Origin of the sequence: Aliiglaciecola lipolytica (genome assembly GCF_018860635.1) — a bacterium.
Taxonomy (GTDB): domain Bacteria; phylum Pseudomonadota; class Gammaproteobacteria; order Enterobacterales; family Alteromonadaceae; genus Aliiglaciecola; species Aliiglaciecola lipolytica_A.
This window is the reverse complement of the sequence record NZ_JAHKPT010000021.1, coordinates 572,003-596,976: the sequence shown is the minus strand read 5'-3', so window position 1 is coordinate 596,976 and position 24,974 is coordinate 572,003. Positions and strand designations below refer to the sequence as shown.

The 24,974-nt window shown below is 41.1% G+C and carries 20 protein-coding genes and 4 tRNA genes; 15 read left to right on the top strand and 9 right to left on the bottom strand.

What is annotated here, in order from left to right; translation table 11 throughout:
* Nucleotides 1-21: 21 nt before the first annotated feature.
* Nucleotides 22-2,538 carry an ABC transporter permease gene (locus KO530_RS11075; RefSeq protein ID WP_216048460.1) on the bottom strand — a complete coding sequence of 839 codons (2,517 nt, stop codon included), beginning with the start codon at nt 2,536-2,538 and terminating at the stop codon, nt 22-24.
* Between the two features lie 2 nt (nt 2,539-2,540).
* Nucleotides 2,541-3,245 carry an ABC transporter ATP-binding protein gene (locus KO530_RS11070; protein ID WP_216048596.1) on the bottom strand — a complete coding sequence of 235 codons (705 nt, stop codon included), beginning with the start codon at nt 3,243-3,245 and terminating at the stop codon, nt 2,541-2,543.
* Between the two features lie 22 nt (nt 3,246-3,267).
* Here KO530_RS11070 and KO530_RS11065 point away from each other — a divergent pair, with 22 nt between their 5' ends.
* The 7 genes from KO530_RS11065 to KO530_RS11035 all read left to right on the top strand — a co-directional run bounded on the left by KO530_RS11065 (nt 3,268) and on the right by KO530_RS11035 (nt 6,796).
* A complete protein-coding gene (locus tag KO530_RS11065; RefSeq protein ID WP_436792300.1) occupies nt 3,268-3,924 on the top strand; it encodes an arylesterase in 657 nt (218 codons plus the stop codon).
* 124 nt (nt 3,925-4,048) lie between these two features.
* Nucleotides 4,049-4,228 carry a hypothetical protein gene (locus KO530_RS11060; protein WP_216048459.1) on the top strand — a complete coding sequence of 60 codons (180 nt, stop codon included), beginning with the start codon at nt 4,049-4,051 and terminating at the stop codon, nt 4,226-4,228.
* Between the two features lie 601 nt (nt 4,229-4,829).
* Nucleotides 4,830-4,906: transfer RNA gene (locus tag KO530_RS11055), tRNA-Met, on the top strand.
* A 24-nt stretch (nt 4,907-4,930) separates the two neighbouring features.
* Nucleotides 4,931-5,015, top strand: a tRNA-Leu gene (locus KO530_RS11050).
* 7 nt (nt 5,016-5,022) lie between these two features.
* Nucleotides 5,023-5,097: transfer RNA gene (locus tag KO530_RS11045), tRNA-Gln, on the top strand.
* Nucleotides 5,098-5,135: 38 nt separating this feature from the next.
* A tRNA-Gln gene (locus KO530_RS11040) sits at nt 5,136-5,210 on the top strand.
* A 128-nt stretch (nt 5,211-5,338) separates the two neighbouring features.
* A complete protein-coding gene (locus KO530_RS11035) occupies nt 5,339-6,796 on the top strand; it encodes an alanine/glycine:cation symporter family protein (protein ID WP_216048458.1) in 1,458 nt (485 codons plus the stop codon).
* A gap of 28 nt (nt 6,797-6,824) precedes the next feature.
* Here KO530_RS11035 and KO530_RS11030 read toward each other — a convergent pair whose 3' ends face one another.
* Nucleotides 6,825-7,985, bottom strand: coding sequence for an FAD-dependent oxidoreductase (locus KO530_RS11030; RefSeq protein WP_216048457.1), 1,161 nt, complete (start codon nt 7,983-7,985; stop codon nt 6,825-6,827).
* Between the two features lie 254 nt (nt 7,986-8,239).
* Between KO530_RS11030 and miaB the strand changes: the two genes are divergently transcribed.
* Genes miaB through lnt form a run of 5 tightly spaced genes read left to right on the top strand, consistent with a single transcriptional unit; the run spans nt 8,240 to nt 13,607 of the window.
* Nucleotides 8,240-9,676, top strand: a complete 1,437-nt coding sequence (gene miaB / locus KO530_RS11025) for a tRNA (N6-isopentenyl adenosine(37)-C2)-methylthiotransferase MiaB (RefSeq protein ID WP_216048456.1) — start codon at nt 8,240-8,242, stop codon at nt 9,674-9,676.
* Between the two features lie 26 nt (nt 9,677-9,702).
* Nucleotides 9,703-10,749 (top strand): PhoH family protein, encoded by a 1,047-nt coding sequence (locus KO530_RS11020; protein ID WP_216048455.1) that lies wholly within the window; start codon nt 9,703-9,705, stop codon nt 10,747-10,749.
* Nucleotides 10,746-11,204, top strand: coding sequence for an rRNA maturation RNase YbeY (gene ybeY, locus KO530_RS11015; RefSeq protein ID WP_216048454.1), 459 nt, complete (start codon nt 10,746-10,748; stop codon nt 11,202-11,204). The genes KO530_RS11020 and ybeY overlap by 4 nt, the downstream gene beginning before the upstream one ends.
* Nucleotides 11,205-11,237: 33 nt before the next feature.
* Nucleotides 11,238-12,098 carry a CNNM family magnesium/cobalt transport protein CorC gene (gene corC / locus KO530_RS11010; protein ID WP_216048453.1) on the top strand — a complete coding sequence of 287 codons (861 nt, stop codon included), beginning with the start codon at nt 11,238-11,240 and terminating at the stop codon, nt 12,096-12,098.
* Nucleotides 12,099-12,110: 12 nt separating this feature from the next.
* Complete coding sequence (gene lnt, locus KO530_RS11005; RefSeq protein ID WP_216048594.1) at nt 12,111-13,607, top strand: apolipoprotein N-acyltransferase; 1,497 nt, start codon at nt 12,111-12,113, stop codon at nt 13,605-13,607.
* Nucleotides 13,608-13,776: 169 nt separating this feature from the next.
* On the opposite strand, the gene greA is transcribed toward lnt, so the two are convergent.
* The 4 genes from greA to dapB form a co-directional block, all read right to left on the bottom strand.
* Complete coding sequence (gene greA / locus KO530_RS11000) at nt 13,777-14,253, bottom strand: transcription elongation factor GreA (RefSeq protein ID WP_216048452.1); 477 nt, start codon at nt 14,251-14,253, stop codon at nt 13,777-13,779.
* Nucleotides 14,254-14,361: 108 nt separating this feature from the next.
* Nucleotides 14,362-17,586: a carbamoyl-phosphate synthase large subunit gene (gene carB, locus KO530_RS10995; RefSeq protein ID WP_216048451.1), complete on the bottom strand. Its 3,225-nt coding sequence runs from the start codon at nt 17,584-17,586 to the stop codon at nt 14,362-14,364.
* 19 nt (nt 17,587-17,605) lie between these two features.
* A complete protein-coding gene (gene carA, locus KO530_RS10990) occupies nt 17,606-18,769 on the bottom strand; it encodes a glutamine-hydrolyzing carbamoyl-phosphate synthase small subunit (RefSeq protein WP_216048450.1) in 1,164 nt (387 codons plus the stop codon).
* 317 nt (nt 18,770-19,086) lie between these two features.
* Nucleotides 19,087-19,890: a 4-hydroxy-tetrahydrodipicolinate reductase gene (gene dapB / locus KO530_RS10985; protein WP_216048449.1), complete on the bottom strand. Its 804-nt coding sequence runs from the start codon at nt 19,888-19,890 to the stop codon at nt 19,087-19,089.
* 203 nt (nt 19,891-20,093) lie between these two features.
* On the opposite strand from dapB, the gene KO530_RS10980 reads away from it, so the two are divergent.
* From KO530_RS10980 to KO530_RS10970, 3 genes are all read left to right on the top strand, one after another.
* Entirely contained in the window at nt 20,094-20,627 is a 534-nt protein-coding gene (locus KO530_RS10980; RefSeq protein ID WP_216048448.1) for a PH domain-containing protein, read from the top strand.
* The gene (locus KO530_RS10975) at nt 20,620-22,185 is read left to right on the top strand and encodes a PH domain-containing protein (protein ID WP_252729180.1); all 1,566 of its coding nucleotides are present in this window, start codon (nt 20,620-20,622) and stop codon (nt 22,183-22,185) included. Before KO530_RS10980 ends, KO530_RS10975 begins: the two co-directional genes overlap by 8 nt.
* Nucleotides 22,186-22,252: 67 nt before the next feature.
* Entirely contained in the window at nt 22,253-22,936 is a 684-nt protein-coding gene (locus KO530_RS10970) for a cytochrome b/b6 domain-containing protein (RefSeq protein WP_216048446.1), read from the top strand.
* A gap of 24 nt (nt 22,937-22,960) precedes the next feature.
* On the opposite strand, the gene KO530_RS10965 is transcribed toward KO530_RS10970, so the two are convergent.
* Entirely contained in the window at nt 22,961-23,437 is a 477-nt protein-coding gene (locus KO530_RS10965; protein ID WP_216048445.1) for a c-type cytochrome, read from the bottom strand.
* 227 nt (nt 23,438-23,664) lie between these two features.
* Nucleotides 23,665-24,804: a molecular chaperone DnaJ gene (gene dnaJ / locus KO530_RS10960; protein ID WP_216048444.1), complete on the bottom strand. Its 1,140-nt coding sequence runs from the start codon at nt 24,802-24,804 to the stop codon at nt 23,665-23,667.
* Nucleotides 24,805-24,974 lie beyond the last annotated feature (170 nt).

Here is a 24,974-nt window from a genome sequence, read left to right as displayed (position 1 = left end):
ATTTTGAATAGCTTTAATTGCTTAAACCATTTTCCGCAATAACTGACTGGTATTTAAGGTTAATAACCTCCAGCATCCTGCAGCACCTAACAAGCCTACAGTGGCCGCACCAACAACTGGAGCAATAATCCAATATTCGAAATGTAGTTTTCCCTGCATTTCAAAAATTTGTGACTGCAATAAATATAAGGTGAGTTCATTGGCAAAGGCTGCCATCAACCCCGCCACTGCACCAATAATTAAAAACTCATAAATAACACTGGCACGGATCAAGCTGCCTTTGGCCCCTAGCGTACGTAAAATGGCCAACTCTTGCTGGCGCTCATCCATGCTCGCCTGAACTTGCGCAATTAATACCAAAGAACCGGCAATCAGCACTAACACTAGAATAAACTCAACCGCCACAGAGACTTGATCAACAATGGCTCTTAATTGATTAATTCTTGCGTCTACATCAAATAAGGTGACACTGGAAAATGGCTGCATTAGCTGCGCTATTTTCGATTTTTGCTCTGTTGGAACATGAAAGCTAGTGATGTAAGTGGGTAGAAATGCCTGCATGGCTTCAGGCTGCAATACAAAAAAGAAATTGGGTTGCATGGTCTGCCAATTGACACTGCGAAGACTGGTTACTTTCACGCTAATCACTTCACTACCAATATTAAATGTTAGTTTGTCATCTAACTTAATATTTAATCTTGACGCTAACCTCTGCTCTACAGATACCCCATATTCATCTCCGGTTTGCCATTCGTCTAACCACTTTCCAGCAACAATTTTGTTTTCATTTTGGAGTTGATTACTCCAAGTTAAATTAGCCTCTCGCCCGAGTCCGTTGCGGCCACTATCTTGTTTATCTTCATCTTCTTTAGTGATCTCAGTTCGTATTTTTTCGTCGTTAATCGACACAAACCTAGCCCTAACGACCGGATAAAAAACATCGGTTTTAACACCTAACTGTTCGAAATGTTGATTTAATGCAGGACGTTGCTGCTCAGTAATATTTGACATGAAATAGTTAGGAGTGCCTTGCGGTAGCTGGTCGCGCCACTGCGAGACCATGTCGTTACGCATAACCAAAACCACAAGTAACAACATAATAGTGACCGAAAAACTAATCAGCTGCACACTGTTATCCATAGCCCGTCTTTTGATTCTCGCCCAAGCTAACTGCCACGCCCCCATTTTACCTTGACCTAACTTTCTGCCAACCGCGATCAAACCATAAGTGATGGCCAACAACGCACAGACTAAAACGATACCGGAAACAAACAGGATTAAGCTAATTTGCAAGTTTTGGCTATAGGCCCACATCAATATCAATATGGCTGAACCCGTGGCCGCAAACTGCAGAACTCTGGAACTCATCCCAGCACCTAAATCACGTCTGAGTACACGCAAAGGCGGAACCGAGAACAATTTTAACAAGGGATAAAGTGAAAACAGAACCGCACAAATCATTCCGGTAAAAACAGCAATGACCAATGGACGCCAATGCCATACGTCGATGGAAACACTGACTTTATCGGCAATCGCCAAAATGACTAATTGTTGAATGATAAAACCGACGACCGTCCCCACTAAGATACCCAACAAGGTGATAAAAGATATTTGATATAAATAAACCCGTTGTACTAATTGTTTACTCGCACCCAGGGTTTTCATGATCGCAACGGGATCATAATGACGTTGGCTATAACGTTGAGCAGCAACGGCAATAGACACTGCCGCCAATACAATTGCTAACAAACTGGCAAGTAAAAAGTATTGCTCAGCTCTGCCTACAGAACGCCCAAGTTGCGAGTCGTCATCTTCTACCGATTGCCAAGAGTGAATTTCTCGATTTAATTGAGGTCGCAGCCAATCATAATAATCATCTAAGTCACCGCTATCCCCTACGAAAAAGTAGGTGTAATCAATTCGACTACCTGGGCCAGTAATATGAGTTGCAGCCAAATCGTTAAGGCTTATCAATACCTTCGGATTACCACCAAACACACTAAACCCAGAATCCGGCACATCCGTAATGACTCGGGTTAAAGTGAACTCCTTATCTCCCACCTCAATTTTATCACCAAGCTTTAAACCGAGTTTCTGTAACAACAGTGACTCCGCCCAAGCTTCGCCAGAAGCCGGTAAATTTTTAGTCACCTGACCCAAACCAAAGGGCTCTGTTGAGGTTTTTAACTCACCTTTTAAGGGATAACCGTCATCTGCAGCGCGTAAGCTGGTTAAAGTCATTTGCTCGTTACCAAATACCATGGAGCGGGCATACACTTGCTGGGTGGTTTGCAAGCCTAATTCTTTTGCTTTTGCAATCCAGTTAGGATCAACGGGTTTATCTGACTCTAACAGCCTGTCAGCGGCAATAAACTCGGCAGATTTAGCCGTCAGAGCACCTTGAAGTCGTTCACTGAATAATGAGAGTGACAAAACCGCTGCCACAGACAAAACAATCGCAAACAAAATAATCGTGAGTTCGCCACGTTTAGCTTCGTGCTTGAATAAACGCCAAGCCAAATTAAAACCATATTTCATGTTTAACTAGCCTGCTGTTGTTGGTCTGATTGTGAATCGGATGAGGTAACCTCAGTTAACACACCCGCTTGCATACTCAACTGACGCTGACACTGTTTCGCCAATACGGGATCATGGGTAACAAGCACTAAAGTAGTGTCTGAGTCTCTATTTAACTCGAACAACAAAGACTCTACTTTTTCACTATTAGCGGCATCCAAATTACCGGTTGGTTCATCCGCAAATAAAATTTTAGGTTTAGTGATAAAGGCACGTGCTATCGCTACACGTTGTTGCTCACCACCTGACAATTGATTGGGATAGTGATTGCCACGATGTCCCAAGCCAACCTGTTCAAGAATTTGTTGACCAAGCTGTTTGGCATTATCTAAACCCGCTATTTCAGCCGGAAGCATAATATTTTCCAATGCGGTTAAGCTTTGCACCAACATAAAACTTTGAAATATAAATCCAACTTTTTCGCCCCGTAGCCTAGCACGCTGTTCTTCATCCATAGAATGCAAAGGCGCACCAGCCAAGAAGATCTCACCTTCGGTTACCTGATCCAGACCCGCTAACAAACTCAGCAGTGTAGACTTACCGGAACCCGACGCACCAATAATGGCAACCGACTCACCAGCCTTGACTTTAAAACTAATTGGTTGAAGGATCTGAAGTTCACCTTCGCTCGTACTTACTACTTTGGTGATTCGTTTAGTTTCTATCATTACATTTGGAGTTGTTGTCATAGTGCACTTATGGTTTAAAAGAGACAGAAATCGTCTGTTTATTGTTGGGTTAATAGTTATACTTTTACTGAGTATTTCAGATCACTTGCAAGCTCAACAAGCTGACGATCCACAATCGGTAAAAATACTGATTCTAGGAGATAGCTTAAGCGCTGCTTATGGGCTAACGCAAGAACAAGGTTGGGTTAGTTTGTTACAAAATGCATGGCAAAACCAAGGCATAAACGTTGTAAACGCCGCAATAAGCGGTGAAACGACAGACGGTGCTTTAGCTCGGCTTCCCAGATTACTCGATCAACACTCCCCTACCCATTTATACATTGAATTGGGTGGTAATGACGGATTGCAAGGTCACCCAGTGAAAAAAATGCAGGCCAACATTCAACAGATGATTGATATGGCTCAACAGCAAGGGCTTTCGGTAATTTTACAGCAAATGCAGATACCCACTAATTACGGTCGCAGATATAACCAAATGTTCACCGGCATGTTCACTGAGCTATCCGTTGAAAATGAGATTCCTTTAATCCCGTTCTTTTTACAGGAAATTGCCTTAGACAAATCACTAATGCAAAAAGATGGCATCCACCCTAATTTGCAAGCGCAACCGATGATCGCGAATTTTATGCAACAACAATTAGAACAATGGATTGACTAAATGTAAGCATATTAGCTTGTTATAGGCGCTGTGCGATTGACAGAGTTGTTTATTTCACAATAGTGCATGCTGTTATTTTTTGTACTATATTTACCAATAGTTATCAGCAACGAGGATTATTAAAATGGAAGTAGGTTCTTCATCTAGCAGTTCAGCTGCCCAAGCAGCTCCGCAGCAACAAGCTCGTCAGGTTGAAACTCAACAACGTCAAGCCGAGCTTGAATCACCGTCTCAATCATCTTCGACTCAAAACAGTCCTACACCTGACTCACGTGTAGGTTCAGTTATTAATACCCAAGCTTAATCGGTATTAACATAGCTAGTTTCGTCTAAACAGGCGATCAATTTTAAAAAACCGAGCCATTAGTGCTCGGTTTTTTTATCGCTGTACACAATATACAGAAGGTAACTTCTCTATCGGTCTTTTCAATTGATAACTATTTTTAGTCTGCCGTCCTTTATATAGGAGTTTTATGACGAGACGATATTCTTAATAGATAACACTTCATTTGGTTTATATACCTAGCTGGTAATTGGTTGTCAGGCAAAGGGCAATTATCATTTGTTCACCTAATGACCGTTGCATCTGCCAAATCACAGCTAAAATGCGTATAGCAGTGCGACAAATGACTGCTAAAACATGCAATCAATCTAAAAAAAAACGTTTTTTATGTTTTTATTTTCAATTTAATGCAAAGTTTCTATCCTTCAAAAATCGAATTAAACAGTACTAAATTAAAAAAGATTCAATACATTTGTACAAATAAGTGTCATGTTGTAGATTTTTTAACTGGCTTTGCTTAGATATCGAGCAATCAAACAATTCTGTTAAAAAAAGGGTTGACGACCTTATGCCTTATCAGCATAATACGCGCCACTCCAAAGCGGAGTACCCAAAGATAGATGGCTACGTAGCTCAGCTGGTTAGAGCACATCACTCATAATGATGGGGTCGCAGGTTCGAGTCCCGCCGTAGCCACCAAGTCTTGTTTTAGAACAAGCATGTGCGGAAGTGGTGGAATTGGTAGACACGCTGGATTTAGGTTCCAGTGCTTCACGGCGTGAGAGTTCAAGTCTCTCCTTCCGCACCATCTTTGTTGGGGTATAGCCAAGCGGTAAGGCAGCGGGTTTTGATCCCGCCATTCGTTGGTTCAAATCCAGCTACCCCAGCCATCTTTTGCGTAGCAAGTGCATTTGCACTTGCTGCCATTTGGGGTATAGCCAAGCGGTAAGGCAGCGGGTTTTGATCCCGCCATTCGTTGGTTCAAATCCAGCTACCCCAGCCATATTTAAGCCCAAGATTTTGTCTTGGGCTTTTTTATTTGTTGTCAAATGATAGCCCTCCTTCTCTTTACATAAGAACTAGATCACTTCAAACTGCAGCTATAAAAATTATAAATGGGCAAGGATTCGAGTGATAAACGACATTGTAAGTTTCATAAACGATCTATTATGGAACAGAGGGTTAAGTGTTTTATGGGAAACCGAAGGGGAGCAATCTAATTTTTACTTTCCTATACTTGCAGTCATGTTGGTATGTGCTGGAGTATGGTTCACTGTCAGGTTAGGTTTTTTACAATTCCGACATTTCGGGCACATGTTTAGCATCATGAAAAACAGTACCCAAAGTGATGCCTCAGGAATTAGTTCATTTCAAGCATTGTGTACCAGCCTATCCGCTCGAGTAGGCACCGGAAATTTGGCTGGCGTCGCGGTTGCCATTTCACTCGGTGGCTCAGGTTCGATTTTCTGGATGTGGATGATTGCCTTGCTTGGTATGGCAACAGGCTTCGCAGAAAGCGTTTTGGGCCAACTTTATAAAGTCCGAGATATAAATGGTGAATTCCGAGGCGGTCCCGCCTACTACATTCAACAAGGTCTCAATAAACGCTGGTTAGCGGTGCTATTTTCATTATTTCTGTTTTTGGGATATGGATTTATTTTTAGCGCCGTACAAGCAAACACTATTACTGACGCTTTAAATCACGCCTATGAAATTCCGACCCATTATTCAGGTCTAGTGATTATCCTAATGGCCGGTATGATAGTCGTTGGCGGCCTTCGCGCTATTGCCAGATTCGCCGAATGGATAGTGCCTTTTATGGCCATTACATATGTTTTGGTAACCTTGGGAATTGCCATCGCTAATTACGAACTTGTGCCAGCTATGCTTTCAGACATAATTTCATCAGCCTTCGGTTTACACGAAGCTGCGGCTGGGGCCTTAGGTGCAGCAATTAAGAATGGTATACAACGAGGGCTTTATTCGAACGAAGCCGGATCTGGAAGTGTACCCCATGCAGCAGCTGGAGCATCACCGAATCCTAACCACCCTGTTTCACAGGGTTATGTACAAATGCTCGGTGTCTTTATAGATACAATGATCTTATGTACTTGCACAGCCATTGTCATATTGTTAGCAGGTGGTTCAAGTAGTGAGCAGATGGAAGGTATACGTTTAACCCAAGATGCGATGGGCAGTCACTTAGGTGAATTTGGCGGTGATTTTGTTGCGGCAGCCATTAGTTTATTCGCATTTACGTCTGTTGTTGCCAATTATGCGTATGGAGAAAGTAATCTCCACATGTTTAAATTAGACAATAAAGTCGGACGCTGGGTATACACGGGCGGTTATCTTTTGATGATTTTTTGGGGTTCAATGGCCTCATTACCAAAAGTCTGGGCAATGGCCGATATGGCGTTAGGCTTGATGACATTTATTAATATTATCGCCATAGTGTTAATGACTCCCACGATAGTTTCAATCAGCCAGGATTACTTTGAAAAACGTAAGAAAGGTCAAAAACCAGAATACTTAAATGGTGACTGTGAGATCCAAGGCGAAACTGAAAAAGGAATCTGGGGGAAATAACCCCCTTCCCTACAGGATTGGCGCTGGTTTAGGTCAATCCTAATGCTACCTTCATAACTTGTTTTTTAATTGGTCCGGCATTCTCAGCCAAACTCAAACCAAGGTTTCTGAGTAGTTTCAAAGGCAAGTTATCATTGCTAAATGCCGCGTAAATTGCATCCATAGTCGACATCATTAATAAATTCGATGATTTTCGTTTATTTTCATATTGTTTTAATAATGGCAGCACTGAGGTTGCTTGTTTATCCCAGTTACTCAAACATTCTAAAAGTGCAGACACATCACGAAAACCTAAATTCACACCTTGTCCTGCTAATGGATTAATGGTGTGCGCTGCGTCGCCGATTAATACTGAATTACCTTTGCAATATTGATTTGCATGCATCCGTGTTAATGGAAAACTAGCGCTTTGAAGTATCTCAAAATCGCCAAGTTTTTTAGGAAAATTCGCCATAATTTGGGTTTTCAAATTACTTAGATTCAGACGTTTTAACTCTGCAATTTTATCCGCTGAGTCATACCAAACCAATGAAGCAAAACCATCATACAACGGTAGGAATGCCAAAGGGCCTGAGGGTTTAAATTTCTGCCAGGTTATATCTTGCTGTTTAGCGTCCGCCAATTTGATGTTGATGCCCATCGCATGTTGCTTATACTGCCAGCCTTGTTGACCAATATTCAAGCTACTTCTCACCTGCGAATTTGCCCCATCCGCCCCGACTAAAATAGTACATTGGTAAGATGAATTATCAGCGGTATTAATGATATTGGGTACACCGTTTTGAATTTCTTTAATCGTTGCCCCACTTACCAAGGTAATATTTGGCAAGGAATGAATACGATTTAGCAATGCCAACTGAATTAATCTATTCTCAATAATGAAACCCAGTTGCTGCTGATTTATTTCATTACAATCAAATTGCGTCGCGCCCTTGTCGCTTTCCCACACTAACATTTTTTTAAATGGGCAAAAGCGCATGGATTGAACATCTTGCCAGGCTCCCAAAGAATTCAATAATGAATAAGCATTAATGTTAATGGCGGACACTCGCATATCTGGCGGCTGTTCAGGAGAGTACGCTTCGGGTAATTTCGCTTCAAATATAACAACATCGAGCCCCTGCTGAGCAAGTCCTACAGCAGTTGCAGCACCCACCATTCCTCCACCAACAATACCTACATCAAACATATTTTTTAATCACGCTGAATTACTTTTGATGGCTATATCATACTGAAATAAATCCAGTTTAATCAGTAAAAAATTAAATAAATTAGGGGACATGATCGCGCCGCAGTTAAATAACAGATGAAAGCTAGATCCAATCAACAAATAACGTTAAAATAAGCGGTTCGGTTTAGCCAGTTTGTAACAAATTTGTCTAGCATAGTCAGTCGATGGTGGCGTCTAAATGGCATATAAAAATTAGGGTTTAAAAACGCAATATGAGCAAAAAGTTATACATTAAAACGTGGGGCTGTCAAATGAACGAGTATGATTCGGAAAAAATGGCCGATCTACTTGATGCTACTCATGGTTATGAGCTTGCTGACGAAGCAGAAGATGCTGATGTTATCTTGTTGAACACCTGCTCTATTCGCGAAAAAGCCCAAGAAAAAGTATTCCATCAATTGGGGCGCTGGAAAAACTTAAAAAAACACAAGCCTGAATTGATTATCGGTGTGGGCGGTTGTGTTGCCTCACAAGAAGGCACCACGATAAGACAACGAGCACCTTTTGTGGATTTGATTTTTGGTCCGCAAACATTGCATCGATTGCCAGAGATGATCAACCAGATAAAAGGTGGCTCAAAATCAGTTATTGATGTCAGTTTCCCTGAGATTGAAAAATTTGACCGTCTACCGGAACCACGGGCAGATGGTCCAAGCGCATTTGTTTCTATTATGGAAGGATGTTCCAAATACTGCAGTTTTTGCGTTGTACCTTATACACGAGGCGAAGAAGTAAGCCGTCCGGTTGATGATGTGTTACTAGAAGTAGCGCAACTTGCTGAACAAGGTGTTCGCGAGGTAAATCTACTTGGTCAAAATGTAAATGCATTTAGAGGACCTCATTTCGATGAAAGCATTTGCAACTTTGCCGAATTACTTGAATTAATTGCCTCCATCGATGGCATCGATAGAATTCGTTATACAACGTCTCATCCGGTTGAGTTTACTGATGATTTGATTGAAGCCTACGCGTCGATTCCAGAATTGGTTGATCACCTGCATCTTCCTGTGCAAAGCGGCGCAGACCGAATTTTAAATTTGATGAAACGTGGCCATACAGCTATCGAATTTAAATCAAAAATTCGTCGACTTAAAAAGATTCGCCCTAATCTTTGTATGTCCTCAGACTTTATTATTGGTTTCCCCGGAGAAACAGATGAAGACTTTCAAGCGACAATGGATTTAATCCAAGCAATAGATTTTGATATGAGTTTTAGTTTCATCTATAGCGCACGACCAGGTACGCCTGCGGCCGACTTGCCAGATGACGTCAGCGAAGAAACCAAAAAACAACGTCTGCAAATTTTACAAAGTAGAATTAATCAACAGGCCTTGCGAATAGCCAGAAATATGCTTCACACGGAACAACGTATATTAGTTGAAGGCCCATCGAAAAAGAATCCAATGGAGTTGTCTGGCCGTACTGAAAATAATCGTGTTGTAAACTTCGAAGGTACACCAGACATGATTGGTGAATTCATCGATGTCAAAATTACTGACGTGTTCGCGAACTCATTGCGAGGAGACGTTGTCAGACGTGAAAAAGATATGGGCTTGAGAGTCAGTGTTGCACCTAAATCTATCTTGTCAAAACAGACAGTTCAAGAAGATGCATTAGGTGTACAGAAATTTTCGCCAACATCACATTAAACTAGTCAAAAAGGTAAAATTCAATTTTGAGTACTATTGTCAGCAGCGAAGTGTTTTTAGAACCAGCCGATCACAAACGTCTATCAAGTTTGTGCGGACCATTAGATGACAACATAAAGCAAATAGAACGCCGTTTAGGGGTTGAAATCACATATCGCAATAATGAATTTAAAGTGATAGGCGATCCTTTACAAAGTAACGGTGCGGCCGAATTACTTAAATTGCTTTATATCGAAACTCAACCTATTAAAGGTAAGATCCCAATGTTGGAATCTGATCAGGTTCACTTAGCCATTCAAGAAGCAAAATGCCTTGAAAGAGCGGAAGCGGGACATTACGGCAAAGAAGTACATATTAAAACTCGTAGGGGCGTGATCAAACCAAGAAACCCCAATCAGAGCCAATATGTGTCTAATATATTAAACCATGACATTAGTTTCGGTGTGGGCCCAGCTGGTACAGGTAAAACCTATTTAGCGGTTGCTTGTGCTGTTGATGCATTGGAACGCCAAGAAATCCGCCGAATCCTGCTAACTCGACCAGCAGTTGAAGCGGGTGAAAAACTCGGGTTTTTACCCGGTGATCTATCTCAAAAAGTTGATCCTTATCTTCGCCCTCTGTATGACGCCCTTTTCGAAATGTTAGGATTTGAAAAAGTTGAAAAACTTATCGAACGTAATGTTATCGAAGTAGCGCCTTTAGCTTACATGCGTGGCCGAACATTAAATGACGCTTTTATCATCTTAGATGAAAGTCAAAACACCACTGTAGAACAAATGAAAATGTTCTTAACTCGTATTGGTTTCAATTCACGTGCGGTGATTACCGGTGACATTACGCAAATAGACTTACCAAGAGGGGTACGCTCTGGATTGCGTCACACCATAGACGTATTAAAGGACGTTCAAGATATTTCCTTTAACTTTTTCACTGCTAACGATGTAGTTCGGCACCCCGTGGTCGCGCGAATCGTTCGAGCATATGAAGAATTTGAGTCTGCTCAAGAAAAAGCTAAATTGCAAAAACAAGCAGAGCAAAGCGCTAAAGGTGAAAATGAGAAGCCGATTAAGTGAATATTGACCTAGATATCCAAATTGCTTGCGAAAATAACAATCTCCCAACAGCTCAACAATTCGAGCAGTGGGTTAAATTCGCGTTAGCCGATCAACAAATCGATGAAACAGAGTTAACAATTAGAATTGTGACGCCTGAAGAAAGCCAAAATTTAAACGCGACATACCGTGAAAAAGACAAACCCACCAATATATTATCCTTTCCGTTTGAGGCCCCGGCTGAAATAGAACTTAATTTATTAGGCGATTTAGTCGTTTGCGCAGACATAGTTGAAAAAGAAGCTGAGCAACAAAATAAACTATTAACCGATCACTGGGCACATATGATTGTCCATGGAAGCCTCCATTTACTTGGGTTTGACCATGTAGATGATCAGGATGCAGAAATAATGGAAAGTCTAGAAGTGCAAATTTTAACAAAATTAGGCATTGACGACCCCTATCAAGATCATTAAATATAGTGATCCAAGGAACCTAAAAAAGATATTATGAGCGAAGACAACCCCCACTCTACTAGCGGTTCTACGAATAAAAGCTGGCTAGATAAACTAGTACAAACTTTTAACGCAGAACCGAAAAGTAAAGAAGCATTGGTTGATATTATATCCGATGCAGAGCAACGAGAAGTAATTGACCCGCAGACCAGAGAGATGATTGAAGGTGTGATGGGCGTCAATGAAATGCGCGTAAGGGACATCATGATCCCTAGAGCGCAAATGATGACCATTAATGTTGACGAGTCAGTAGAAGAATTTCTACCGGTGATGCTGGAGTCTGCTCACTCTAGATTCCCAGTAATCAACGAAGACAAAGATCACATTGAAGGAATTCTATTAGCCAAAGACCTACTTGCTTATGCATTCATCCCTGGAAAGGAATTTCACCTAAAAGACGTATTACGACCAGCTGTTATTGTACCTGAAAGTAAACGTGTTGACGTTTTGCTTAAAGAGTTCAGGCAGCAACGTTATCATATGGCGATAGTGGTAGATGAATACGGTGGCGTGTCAGGTCTTGTTACGATAGAAGATATTCTAGAGTTGATTGTAGGCGAGATAGAAGACGAACATGATATCGAAGAAAATGATTCTGACGATATTCGTCCTCTAAATACTTACACATACTCTGTTAAAGCACTCACACCAATCGAAGATTTCAATCAATTCTTTGAAACCCACTATGATGTTGAACAAGCCGATACCATTGGTGGCATAGTTTTGAAAGCATTTGGGCATATGCCAATGACGGATGACGAGATTGAAATTGAAGGTCTGATATTTAAAATTACTAATTCAGATAAACGTCGATTGTTACAACTGAAAGTGACCTTACCCAACAAAGAAGACTAAGTGTTAAAAACCATGCTGCATTATATTGGTGTTATTTTATTGGGTGCGTTAATGACGTTCAGTTATGCACCTTTTTCGCTTTGGTTTTTAACGCCCATTTTATTAACTGGGTTCTTTTATCGTTTATTAGTCAGTAAATCGGGATTTAAAACCGGCTTTGCATTTGGTTTAGGTTGGTTTGGTGCCGGTATTTCGTGGGTTCACGTAAGTATTGCAGACTTTGGTGGACTCCCCTTGATTGGCTCAGTAGGGCTTATGGTTCTGCTCTGCAGTTTTTTAGCCTTGTATCCGGGATTGTTCGCGTTTGTGCTCAAACGATATTGCAAACTGCGTTACTGGCCATTGTTGGCACCTTTTATTTGGTTTATAAGCGAATTTATTCGAAGTTGGTTATTTACTGGATTTCCTTGGTTATCTATTGGTTACAGTCAACTTCTTGGTCCCCTTTCCGGCTGGATACCGGTTTTCGGTGAGACGGGACTGAGTGTTATTTTAATCGCTTTAGCAGTCTCATGCGCATTAAGTATAAAACAAAAGGTTTATATTCCTACCATTGCCTTAGCTTCAATCATATTTATAGGCGGATGGGCATTAAACTCTGTTAATTGGGTGACGCCCAAGGCAAGCACAGTCTCCATTGCAATGGTGCAAGGCAATATAAAACAAGAAATGCGCTGGGCTCCAGAAGAAGAAGCTCCGACCATGGAAAAATACCGCAAATTGACCGAAGGTCATTGGCAGAATCAACTCATTATTTGGCCTGAAGCGGCTATTCCCCAATTAGAATCAACTGCGGAATCCTTTTTGCGTCAATTAGATAGCCAAGCAACCGAGCAGGATACAGGGTTAATCACCGGTATAGTCAACTACGATTATGACTCACGACAAGCGTTTAATAACCTCATTGCCATAGGTAAAAAGCTGCCTGAGGATACGCAGGGACAATATCATTATTTGCACTCAAACAGATACGATAAGCATCATTTGCTGCCATTTGGCGAATTTATTCCGTTTGAAAGTTGGCTAAGACAACTTGCACCGATTTTTGATTTACCGATGTCATCCTTTACCAGAGGTGATTATTTGCAATCGAATCTGGTCTCAAATGGCATCAATTTGGCTCCTGCGATTTGTTTTGAGATTGCATTTCCTAGGCAAATCGCTGCAAATTTAACAACTGAAACCGATTTCATCATCACTGTGAGTAATGATGCTTGGTTTGGTCATTCACATGGTCCCGATCAGCACCTTGAAATTGCCCAAGTCAGAGCAAAAGAGTTTGGCATTCCAGTTTTACGGGCAACGAACAATGGTATTACTGCCTTCATCGGTTACGACGGAACAATAATTAGTCGACTTCCGCAATTTAAGGCCGGTGTATTATCGGCTGAAATAGCCAGTACAACAGGCTTTACACCCTACAGAAAGTGGCAAGACTTGCCGCTATGGATTTTGAGCTTGATCGCTTTGGGATGGGCTTGGAGAGACTACACTAAACGCACAGATTGATAGTATTTTAATTGATAAGGTTTTAATTGATAGCGTTTTAAAATTTGAGGTTTTGCCTACTAAGCAAGGCACTTTGGCTGGTAGTGTGGAAGCAAAAACCAGCCGCAGCACTGAATATTCAAATTAAATCAAACTTTAGCTTAAATTGCCGCCGCCTGAGAATTCAAACTTAAATATATTCGACCTGACACACTTCATATTCTACAGTGCCTGCAGGAGTTTGAATTGTAACAATGTCGTCTTCTTCTTTACCTATCAAACCACGGGCGATAGGTGAATTCACAGAGATTAGATTATTTTTAATGTCTGCCTCATCATCACCTACGATTTTATAGGTTGTTTCTTCATCAGATTCAACATTGATGATAGTGACTGTTGCCCCAAAAATAACTTTTCCATTGTTTGTTATTTTTGTTACATCAATAATTTGTGCATTAGATAACTTACCTTCGATGTCCTGAATGCGGCCTTCACAAAAACTCTGTTGTTCGCGGGCTGCATGATATTCGGCATTTTCTTTTAAATCACCATGCTCCCTAGCTTCTGCTATGGATTGAATGATTTGTGGACGCTTAACAGATTTAAGTTCATTAAGCTCTGCGCGCAACATTTCTGCGCCTTTTGCTGTCATTGGATATTGATTCATTGATCAACGCTCACTTATATGTGCTTTTGTTTATGTTGAGGTTAATTAAAAAGTGCGCAGTGAATGCGCACTTTTATTACTAGAAATTTTGCTTAGTTTACCACAAGTTTAGCGTTCGTTAACTCTCTGGTGTAAAGATTGGACCGAGTTTACTTTCGCGCGATCATCTGCAGTTTGGGCATTTACTGTCGCAAATGCTGCATTCAAAGTTGTGGTATAGGTGATTTTATTGAGCAATGCTTCACGACGAATATACACTGAATCATTTATCGCTTTACGTCCCTCAGTAGTATTCACAATATAACAATATTCGCCATTTTTAATGGCGTCAACAATGTTTGGACGACCTTCTGTAAGTTTATTAACCACACTACAGGCAATTCCAACATCGTTTAACTCTTTTGCAGTACCCGAGGTAGCCTCTAAACTGAAGCCTTTTTCAATCATTTTACGGGCAAGTTCAACAACGCGTTTTTTGTCATTGTGACGAACTGAAATCAGCGCTTTACCCTTTTGCGGAATGGGCGCACCAGCGCCTAAGTTAGCTTTGGCATAGGCTTCTTCAAAGGTATCCCCTACTCCCATCACTTCACCTGTTGAACGCATTTCTGGGCCCAACAAAGGATCAACACCTTGAAACTTAGCAAACGGCAGAACAACTTCTTTGACAGAATAAAACGGCGGGATAATTTCCTCCGTCACCCCTTGTGAAGGAAGTGATTGACCAACCATTGCACGAGCGCCTATTTTTGCAAGCGCCATTCCTGTTGCTTTAGATACAAACGGAACAGTACGAGCAGCGCGCGGGTTTACTTCAATTAAGTACACTTCACCATTTTTCACGGCAAATTGTGTATTCATCAAACCCACGACACCTAGTTCTAGGGCCATATCTTTAACTTGCTTACGCATTACGTCTTGGATTTCTTGACTCAATGAGTATGGCGGTAAGGAACAGGCAGAATCACCAGAGTGAACTCCAGCTTGTTCTATATGCTCCATAATTCCGCCGATTACCACGTTTTCACCATCACACATGGCGTCGATATCAACTTCAATGGCATCATCAAGGAAACGGTCAAGTAACACTGGAGAGTCATTTGAAACTTTCACAGCTTCATTCAAGTATCGTTTTAAATCTTTTAAGTCGTAAACAATTTCCATTGCACGACCACCTAGAACATAAGACGGACGAACAACTAATGGAAAACCAATTTTTTCAGCTTCAACCAACGCCTGCTCCATGTTGCTAACGGTGCTATTTGCGGGTTGTTTTAGGTTTAATTTATTGACCATATGTTGGAAGCGTTCACGATCTTCAGCTCTATCGATAGCATCAGGAGATGTACCAATAATTGGCACGCCGGCAGCTTCTAACTCGCGAGCGAGTTTCAATGGTGTTTGGCCACCATACTGCACTATGACGCCCTTAGGCTTTTCGATACGCACAATTTCGAGCACATCTTCTAAGGTAACGGATTCAAAGTATAACCGGTCAGATGTATCATAATCAGTAGAAACCGTTTCTGGGTTACAGTTAACCATGATAGTTTCATAGCCATCTTCACGCATTGCTAGCGCTGCATGAACACAACAGTAGTCAAATTCGATACCTTGACCTATTCGGTTAGGACCGCCGCCCAACACCATAATCTTATCTTTATCCGATGGATTAGCTTCACATTCTTCATCATAAGTTGAATACATGTAAGCTGTACTAGTCGAAAACTCCGCTGCACAGGTATCTACGCGCTTATAAACAGGTGTGATTTCCATCGAGTGTCTAAGTTCACGCACGTCACTTTCGGCGACATTAGTTAACTCAGCCAAACGAGAATCAGCAAACCCTTTGCGTTTTAAGGTGCGCATCAAGTCATAATCGATACCGGATAAGCCAATTTCAGCCACCTGTTTTTCAAGGTTCACAAGGTCTTCAATCTGAACCAAATACCAACGATCAATGTTGGTCAGTGAGAAAACTTGCTCAACTGACATGCCCATTCTCATTGCATCAGCAATATACCAAATGCGCTCTGCGCCTGGTTCTCTGAGCTCGCGGATAATAATCGCTTCACTTTCCGGATCTTCAATATCGATGATCGGGTTTAAGCCATTAACGCCAACTTCTAGGCCTCGTAACGCTTTTTGCAAAGACTCTTGCTGATTACGGCCAATTGCCATCACTTCACCGACAGATTTCATCTGTGTGGTTAAGCGATCATTAGCACCAGCGAATTTTTCGAAGTTAAAACGAGGGATTTTAGTGACAACATAGTCAATCGCAGGCTCAAACGATGCTGGGGTTAAACCACCAGTAATATCATTTGCCAGTTCATCTAAGGTGTAGCCAACCGCTAATTTAGCCGCAACTTTCGCAATTGGGAAACCTGTGGCCTTCGACGCTAGTGCAGAAGATCTAGACACCCGAGGATTCATTTCTATGATAACCATGCGGCCAGTTTTTGGGTCAACACCAAACTGTACGTTTGAACCGCCAGTTTCAACACCAATCTCACGCAATACTGCCATTGCTGCATTACGCATGATTTGAAATTCTTTATCTGTCAGGGTTTGCGCTGGTGCAACAGTTATTGAATCACCAGTATGAACACCCATTGGATCGAAGTTTTCGATGGTACAAACAATAATACAATTATCGCTTTTATCTCGTACCACTTCCATTTCGTATTCTTTCCAACCAATTAGCGATTCATCAATGAGTAACTCACTGGTTGGTGAAAGGTCTAACCCGCGGCGACAAATCTCATCAAACTCATCAACGTTATAGGCGATACCGCCACCGGAGCCGCCCATAGTGAACGAAGGTCTGATTATACAAGGAAAACCAATACGACTCAGCACATCATGAGCTTGTTCGATGGTATGTGCGATTTCAGCTCTTGGACAAGCCAAACCAATTGATTTCATCGCCTTATCAAAACGCTCACGGTCTTCTGCTTTATCAATTGCATCGGCTGTCGCGCCAATCATCTCAACAGAGTACTCTTCCAATACACCATGTTTGTTCAAATCAAGGGCGCAGTTAAGTGCCGTTTGACCACCCATAGTAGGTAAAATTGCGTCTGGGCGTTCTTTTTCAATTATGCGTTTTACCACTTCCCAATGGATGGGTTCAATGTAAGTCGCATCAGCCATTTCCGGGTCTGTCATAATGGTAGCAGGATTGGAATTGACTAGAATAACTCTATACCCTTCTTCACGTAGGGCTTTACAGGCTTGAGCTCCTGAATAATCAAATTCGCATGCCTGGCCAATTACAATTGGACCCGCGCCCAGAATCAGAATGCTTTTTAAATCAGTACGTTTTGGCATAGTATTCTTTCTCTAAGTATCAAGCTGAAATTGAAGTAGTTGCTGATTTTGATTTTTCTATCAGCTCAATAAAATGATCAAACAAGGGAGCTGCATCATGGGGACCTGGACTTGCTTCAGGATGCCCTTGAAAGCTAAATGCCGGTTTGTCATTTCTGTGTATGCCTTGCAACGACTTATCAAACAAAGATACGTGTGTCACATCCAAATTATCTGGCAAAGAAGACTCGTCCACTGCAAAACCGTGGTTTTGGCTGGTAATCATTACCACATCACGCTTTAAGTCTTTAACCGGATGATTTGCGCCATGATGACCAAACTTCATTTTTTCTGTTTTTGCACCACTGGCTAACGCCAACAATTGGTGACCTAAACAAATACCAAAAATAGGAATTTCGGTTTCCAAGAAAGTTTTGATAGCGGCAATAGCGTAATCACAAGGTTCAGGATCACCAGGGCCATTAGATAAAAATATTCCATCTGGCTGCATTGCTAACACTTCTTCGGCAGGTGTTGTAGCTGGCACCACAGTTAAGCGGCAACTTCTATCTACTAACATGCGCAATATATTGTGTTTCGCACCAAAATCATAAGCAACTACATGAAACTTACAATCTTCTACATTTTTCGCATATCCGGTTTCTAAAGACCACACACCATCTTGCCATGGATATGCTTTATCTGTAGTCACCACTTTCGCTAGATCCATTCCTTTCAAACCCGGAAACGCTTGAGCAGCACTTAAGGCTTCAGAAACATCATCTTGATTAAATTCATCAACAGTGACAATGCAACCTTTAAGCGCGCCTTTGTCTCGAAGGATGCGTGTCAATCGACGAGTATCAATATCGGCAATGCCTAAAATATTGTTATGTTTCAAATAGTCAGAAAGAGAAGATTGATTACGGAAGTTACTAGCTAATAAAGGAAGGTCTCGAATAATTAGGCCTTTAGCCCAAATTTTTGTGGATTCAACATCTTCTTCATTAGTACCGGTATTACCTATATGAGGATAAGTTAAGGTAATAATTTGTTCAGCATATGAAGGGTCAGTCAAAATCTCCTGATAGCCTGTCATTGATGTATTAAACACCACTTCACCGACAGAAACACCAGAAGCTCCAATTGATGTGCCTTTGAAAACAGAACCGTCTTCTAGCACCAAAAGAGCAGAAATAGCCAAGTCAACCTCCTAATTAAGGACAACCCAAGGTTTTTTTGCAAGCTAAGCATCAAAACCCTATAAAAAACGGGTTGAAATTATTAATTTACATCCCGTTTACCTCATCACCGCTAGTATTTTCGGGAGATTAAGCACATCTCATCCGAAAATTTGGCAAATTCCCGAGATCATACACTAATGGTTTTATTTGATCCATTAGAATGTAGAAAAATTACTAAAATGAGCATTTGATTCAAAATTCGTAGGTAAGTCATTAAAACGTCAAATTAAGCAACCGGTAAACGCCACTTAATTTTTACCCACTATTTTAGTTCAGATTAATTAAACCCCAGCACATCCTGCATAGAATATAGTCCGGCAGGTTTGCCAACCAGCCATTTAGCAGCGGTTATCGCACCTTTAGCAAAGGTCAATCGACTAGAAGCTTTGTGAGTGATCTCTAGTCGCTCACCAATATCTGCGAATAACGCTGTGTGTTCACCAACCACGTCGCCCGCTCTGACGGTAGCAAATCCAATTGTTTCGTGTTTGCGCTCACCAGTGTCACCTTCCCTACCGTACACGGCACATTGCTTTAAATCACGGCCAATTTCGTCAGCGATAGCCTCTCCAATTGCCATAGCAGTTCCAGATGGCGCATCTTTTTTAAAACGATGATGGGCTTCAAGAATTTCGATGTCTGCTGTATCGCCCATTGTTTTTGCTGCCTGACGAACCAAATTCAACATAAGATTAACGCCTACACTGTAGTTCGCCGCAAACACAACTGGAATCTTAGTAGCCGCATTTTGCAACAGCGCTTTTTGATTATCGTTCAGTCCAGTGGTGCCAATCACAATGGCTTTATTATTTGCCACGCACCAAGCTAAATTTTGTTCAAGCACATCGGGCAGCGTAAAATCGATGACGACGTCTATCTCAGGTGCTTGTTGGTCTAAACTTGCTGCAATGCTAAGATTTTGTTTACCAATACCGGCTAACTCGCCAGCGTCCATTCCAATCCATTGCGAACCTTCTCGTACAGAAGCTGCGGCCAAATTCACGTTTTCATCTAAATGGGCGGCATCTATTAATACACGGCCCATTCGGCCATTGGCTCCCAAAATACCAATTCCTGTCATTTTCTACTCATTTCAATTAGATAAATACTATTGAATATTGTGCAATATAAACACCTAATTTGCAGCAGTAAAAAAGCGATAAGTTATATTTGATTGGAAATCTTCATAGCAGTTTTTAAGCTGATTGAGATTTTGTAACCTGATATATATTGATTCAAACTCTGATTCCGCTACATTAGGGTAAATTAAATTAATGTTGCCGTATGATTGTGTCTTATCAACTAATAGAAACATCCACTTTACCCGATCCATTAGAAATTGATTTTGAACCTCTAAATAGCCGTTATAGACCCATGGTTATCTGCTCTACTTGGCTGTTTTGCTTGATGTTTATGTTAGTTATGTCGTTAACCCGATGGCAGCCGTTTATTGATATTCACCCCGAGCTAATCGTAGTCTATCCGCTGGGACTTGGTATTGCGTTTTTAGTCGCAATTCTAATTAGCCTCTATTTATATATCGCTATTCCATGCAAACAATATTGTTTAACAGACACTGATTTGCATTTCGCCTGCGGGGTAATATTTCGTAAAATTTATAGTCAGCCGATACTACGGATACAACACGTTGAGTTAAAACGAGGCCCACTGGAGAGAACCTTTAAATTGGCTTCATTACAGGTTTTTAGTGCTGGAGGCGCAATGCACACGTTTGAAATACCTGGTTTAAGTCTTGATGATGCACAAAAAATCAGGCAATTCATCTTGGACCATAAAGGTGTTCAAAGTGATGGATAATGAGGGAGAAAATGCCACACTCAATACTCACCGTTGGCAGAAACTGTCCCCCATTGCGGTGTTATATTTTATTGCAAGTGGGATTAAATTAGCGGCCAACAATGTTATCTATTTGCTGCCAGCCATTGCCATAAGCTACTCTACGGTGCAAGAGAACCCGCAAATCTGGATCCCAATCATTGTGGGAATTTTAGCTTTAATCAGTGTTTCATCTTGGCTGCAATACTTCTTTTATTCATTTCGATTGATTGATGAAACGGTTGAAATCCGCTCTGGTGTGTTCTCTAAAACCCATATTGATTTGCCTTTTTCTAGAATTCAAAACGTCACCATTGAAAGGCCGCTTTACTACCGGCTAACCCATACCTGTTGTTTGCAACTCGATACAGCTGGCTCGACGAAACAAGAGGCAAAAATAGTTGCATTACCTGTGGGTTTTGCTGAAAAGTTAAAACAATCCATCCTTGCAAAGGGTAAAACACACAATACGCCAACCGAACGACAAGCAGATGAAGAAAAGACTCTTTTAGAGCAACCTAATGTGGGAATTGAAAGCGAACAAATTCTCAATACACGTTCAATTAAAGATCTGATTTTACACGGTATTACTAACAATCGAGTGTGGATTATTATTGGTGCACTAGCACCATTTTATGACAACTTAGCCGCCTATTTAGCCTCATTGGCAGAGCAATTAGGTTTTGATTATGAACGTTATTTTGACGCACAGTCACAGGCAATTTGGCAGTTAGGGTTAGCATTTTTTTCGCTTGTTCTTTTTGCAACTTTGATTATTACTTTGATATCCGTAGTTGGCTCAATCGTTTTATTTTACGATTATTCGTTGGCGAAAACCACAGACAGATATATTCGTCGAAGTGGCTTGTTCACTAAACAAGAAGTCACCATGAAACGCTCACGCCTTCAAGTAATAGCGTTAAAACAAGATTGGTTAGATGTGATTCTCGGCAGGGTCAATTTGGAATTAAAACAGAATAGCAGCACAGAACAAAATTCTAACCAATTGCAGGCCAATAGTAACAGAATATTAGTACCTTCAGTGACGCAAGATGAAGCGCATAGCATCGTCAAGGATGCGTTACCGAATAATAAATTACATGACATTAGCTTTCTTGCTATCAGTAAACGATTTATTTTTAGACAGCTTTTGTGGTTAATCCCTTTTAATCTGCTCGTAAGCGCAATAACTTTTTCAAAATCAGGGATTTTAGGTATTTTAGTAACCCAGTTGCTAAGTGGATTTATCGTATTTTTGATATATTGTCGATGGAAACGCTGGGGTTACGCTGATGATGACGAATATATTTATCTTAGAAAAGGATTATTTGGAGTCGATTTTTACAGTTTCCCAAAATATAAAGTACAACAAACACAATTTATACAAAGCCGTATGATGAGAAGGCATGAAATAGCCACTATTAATATCATTATGGCATCCGGCGCTCTGAGTATTCCTTTTATCAATCAAAATGATGCGAAACGAATTTTAGGCAATGCCTTGTTTATTGTCTCTAAGCTAAAACGTTCTTGGATGTAATATAAAAAGAGTATAACTGATCTTAGATAATGTGAGGATATTGGTACCTCTTTGGAGAAAAATCAAAATGCAAAAGAAATTAATTTGGGATATTCCGCTTAGGCTTTTTCACTGGTTATTGGTTTTAGCTTTGGTATCCCAATGGATAACGGCTGAATTAGGTAGCGAGTATATGGATATTCATTTTTATATTGGATACTTCACTCTAGGACTCATTATCTTCCGTTTAATGTGGGGGTTAGTTGGTCCAAAATACGCAAGATTTAGTAATTTCATCTATCCTCCGAAGGCTATCTGGCAGTATTTGGTAGCTTTTTTGAAAGCCAAAAACCCTCATTTCACTGGTCACAATCCATTGGGTGGTTTAATCGTTCCAGCAGTCATCTTAATTGTGGGGGCTCAAGCCATCACAGGTTTATTTGCAAGTGATGATGTGCTTGCTTCTGGACCTTATATGTCAGCGGTAAGCAGCGATACACAGAGTTGGTTGGACGGTTTACATCATCAAATATTCAATGTTATTTTAGGCATAGCTGGGATTCATATCCTGGCCATCCTTTGGTATCAATTTGGACGCAAAATTCCCTTAATCGGGGCTATGATTACTGGAAAAAAAACCGATGCCGCGCAAAACGGTATCGGTTCATCTAGATTATTATTAGCGGTTATTCTTGCAATTGTCATTGCCGCCTTCTTGTATTGGTTAATTGCTATCGCAGCACCAGTGCCAGAAGTAGACTATTATTTTTAATTACAAATGACTTCTTACAAGGTGTTATTCAGCCTTGTAAGAATCATGACAACCTTTACAAGATTTAAAGATTGCGCCAATGTTTGCTTTTAGCTGGCCTTCATCGCCACTTGCTGCGGCCATTTTCAGATTACTTGCCGCTTCTGTTAATGCCGTAATTTTAGTTTGGAAGTCAGAATAGTCTTTCCAAATCGCCGGTAAAGCTTCAGTTTCAACACTGAACTTACTTGTGTCGACTGAAAAGTAATCGTCCATCATCAAGGATAATTGTTCAATGCGGCTTGCATTCTTTTCTAATGTTTCAGCACTCAAAGGAACTTGTCCTTTCGCCATAGCGCCCATAATTCCAACGTTACTTTTAACTAATTGCAATATAGCTTGACGATATTCTATTGCATCACCGGCATGCTTTTCAGATTTAGCTGGCGTAACTGCGACTGATGCGAAACTTGCAGTTAACAATGTAATACCTAACATCGCAGGAGCGATAATGTTTTTCATATTGACCTCGATTAAATGGATAGTTTTTGGATTCATAGACTTAGATTCGACGTACAAACAGCAATTTACATTGTTATATCATTAGAAATCAATAACTAATTAGTTAAACATTTATTTAAAATAAGCTGCTTACCATCGGTAACCACTTCGTAAATTAAAGCATAAATCTTAGGTATAAAAAAAGACGCCATAAAAATGACGTCTTTATCATATCACTTATTTTTCAATTAACTGGTTAAGTCATCGAAGAATTTCTTCACACCATCGAAAAAACCTTTCTCTTTTGGACGGTATTTAGCTGCTTCGTCGCCTTTACCCATGGAATTATTTAATTCCTGCAACAATTCTTTTTGTTTGCTGTTCAGGTTCACCGGTGTTTCCACAACTACGCGGCACATCAAGTCACCAACACTACCGCTTCGTACCGACTTCACCCCTTTACCACGTAAACGGAAAAGCTTACCGGTTTGAGTTTCAGGCGTGATTTTCAGCTTAACCTTGCCATCCAAAGTGGGCACTTCAATGTCACCACCAAGGGCTGCAACAGTAAAACTTAGCGGCACTTCACAGTACAGGTTATTGCTATCTCTGGTAAAGATATTGTGTTCACGAACATGCACCTGAACATATAAATCACCAGGAGGTGCACCGCTTTCTCCCGCTTCACCTTCACCAGTTAAACGAATACGATCTCCGGTATCAACGCCCGCTGGTACTTTAACCGATAAGGTTTTCGTTTTCTCCGTGCGACCATGACCATGACATTCACGACAAGGATCGGAAATAATTTGGCCACGACCAGAACAGGTAGGACAGGTTTGCTGCACAGCAAAAAAGCCCTGACGCATTTGCACTTGTCCATTACCATGACAGGTAGGGCAAGTCGTTGGTTTAGTGCCTTTTTTCGCACCAGTGCCATCACAAGGCTCACAGGCAACCAAGGTAGGTACTTTTATCTCGACACTCTTACCGCGAACCGCTTCTTCAAGGCTAAGTTCCAAATTATATCGTAAGTCGGAACCTTGACGCGCTCTTGACTGACGCCCTCCACGGCCGCCGCCACCAAATATATCGCCGAATACATCACCAAAAATATCGCCAAAATCAGCGCCGCCACCGAAGCCAGCGCCACCTCGGTTAGGATCAACACCAGCGTGACCATACTGATCATAAGCAGCACGTTTTTGCGAATCGGTTAGGATTTCGTGGGCCTCTTGCACCTCTTTAAATTTTTCTTCCATGCCTTTATCACCCTTGGTTCTATCAGGGTGAAATTTCATGGCGAGGCGTTTGTATGCCTTTTTAATTTCGCGCTCGTCAGCACTTTTGCTAACACCAAGCACTTCATAATAGTCTCGCTTCGACATATCGCTTGTTTATCCTTTTTGATGACAAACACAATTTACCGTGTTTGAACTTGAGCAACGTTAGATGCCCTGTTAATTCGGGCTTTATCCCCTTGTCACCTAAACGCGCTATTAAGTAACAAGGGGATAACACTTAAAAGGCGCAGAAAGGTTATTTCTGCGCCTATTTT

Coding starts and splice junctions, on each gene's coding strand:
- KO530_RS11070 (WP_216048596.1), bottom strand. CDS start 3,245: ATGATAGAAACTAAACGAATCACCAAAGTAGTAAGTACGAGCGAAGGT.
- miaB (WP_216048456.1), top strand. CDS start 8,240: ATGAGCAAAAAGTTATACATTAAAACGTGGGGCTGTCAAATGAACGAG.
- dapB (WP_216048449.1), bottom strand. CDS start 19,890: ATGACAGGAATTGGTATTTTGGGAGCCAATGGCCGAATGGGCCGTGTA.
- corC (WP_216048453.1), top strand. CDS start 11,238: ATGAGCGAAGACAACCCCCACTCTACTAGCGGTTCTACGAATAAAAGC.
- greA (WP_216048452.1), bottom strand. CDS start 14,253: ATGAATCAATATCCAATGACAGCAAAAGGCGCAGAAATGTTGCGCGCA.
- lnt (WP_216048594.1), top strand. CDS start 12,111: ATGCTGCATTATATTGGTGTTATTTTATTGGGTGCGTTAATGACGTTC.
- KO530_RS10980 (WP_216048448.1), top strand. CDS start 20,094: ATGATTGTGTCTTATCAACTAATAGAAACATCCACTTTACCCGATCCA.
- carB (WP_216048451.1), bottom strand. CDS start 17,586: ATGCCAAAACGTACTGATTTAAAAAGCATTCTGATTCTGGGCGCGGGT.
- dnaJ (WP_216048444.1), bottom strand. CDS start 24,804: ATGTCGAAGCGAGACTATTATGAAGTGCTTGGTGTTAGCAAAAGTGCT.
- KO530_RS10970 (WP_216048446.1), top strand. CDS start 22,253: ATGCAAAAGAAATTAATTTGGGATATTCCGCTTAGGCTTTTTCACTGG.
- KO530_RS11075 (WP_216048460.1), bottom strand. CDS start 2,538: ATGAAATATGGTTTTAATTTGGCTTGGCGTTTATTCAAGCACGAAGCT.
- KO530_RS11060 (WP_216048459.1), top strand. CDS start 4,049: ATGGAAGTAGGTTCTTCATCTAGCAGTTCAGCTGCCCAAGCAGCTCCG.
- KO530_RS10975 (WP_252729180.1), top strand. CDS start 20,620: ATGGATAATGAGGGAGAAAATGCCACACTCAATACTCACCGTTGGCAG.
- KO530_RS10965 (WP_216048445.1), bottom strand. CDS start 23,437: ATGAAAAACATTATCGCTCCTGCGATGTTAGGTATTACATTGTTAACT.
- KO530_RS11030 (WP_216048457.1), bottom strand. CDS start 7,985: ATGTTTGATGTAGGTATTGTTGGTGGAGGAATGGTGGGTGCTGCAACT.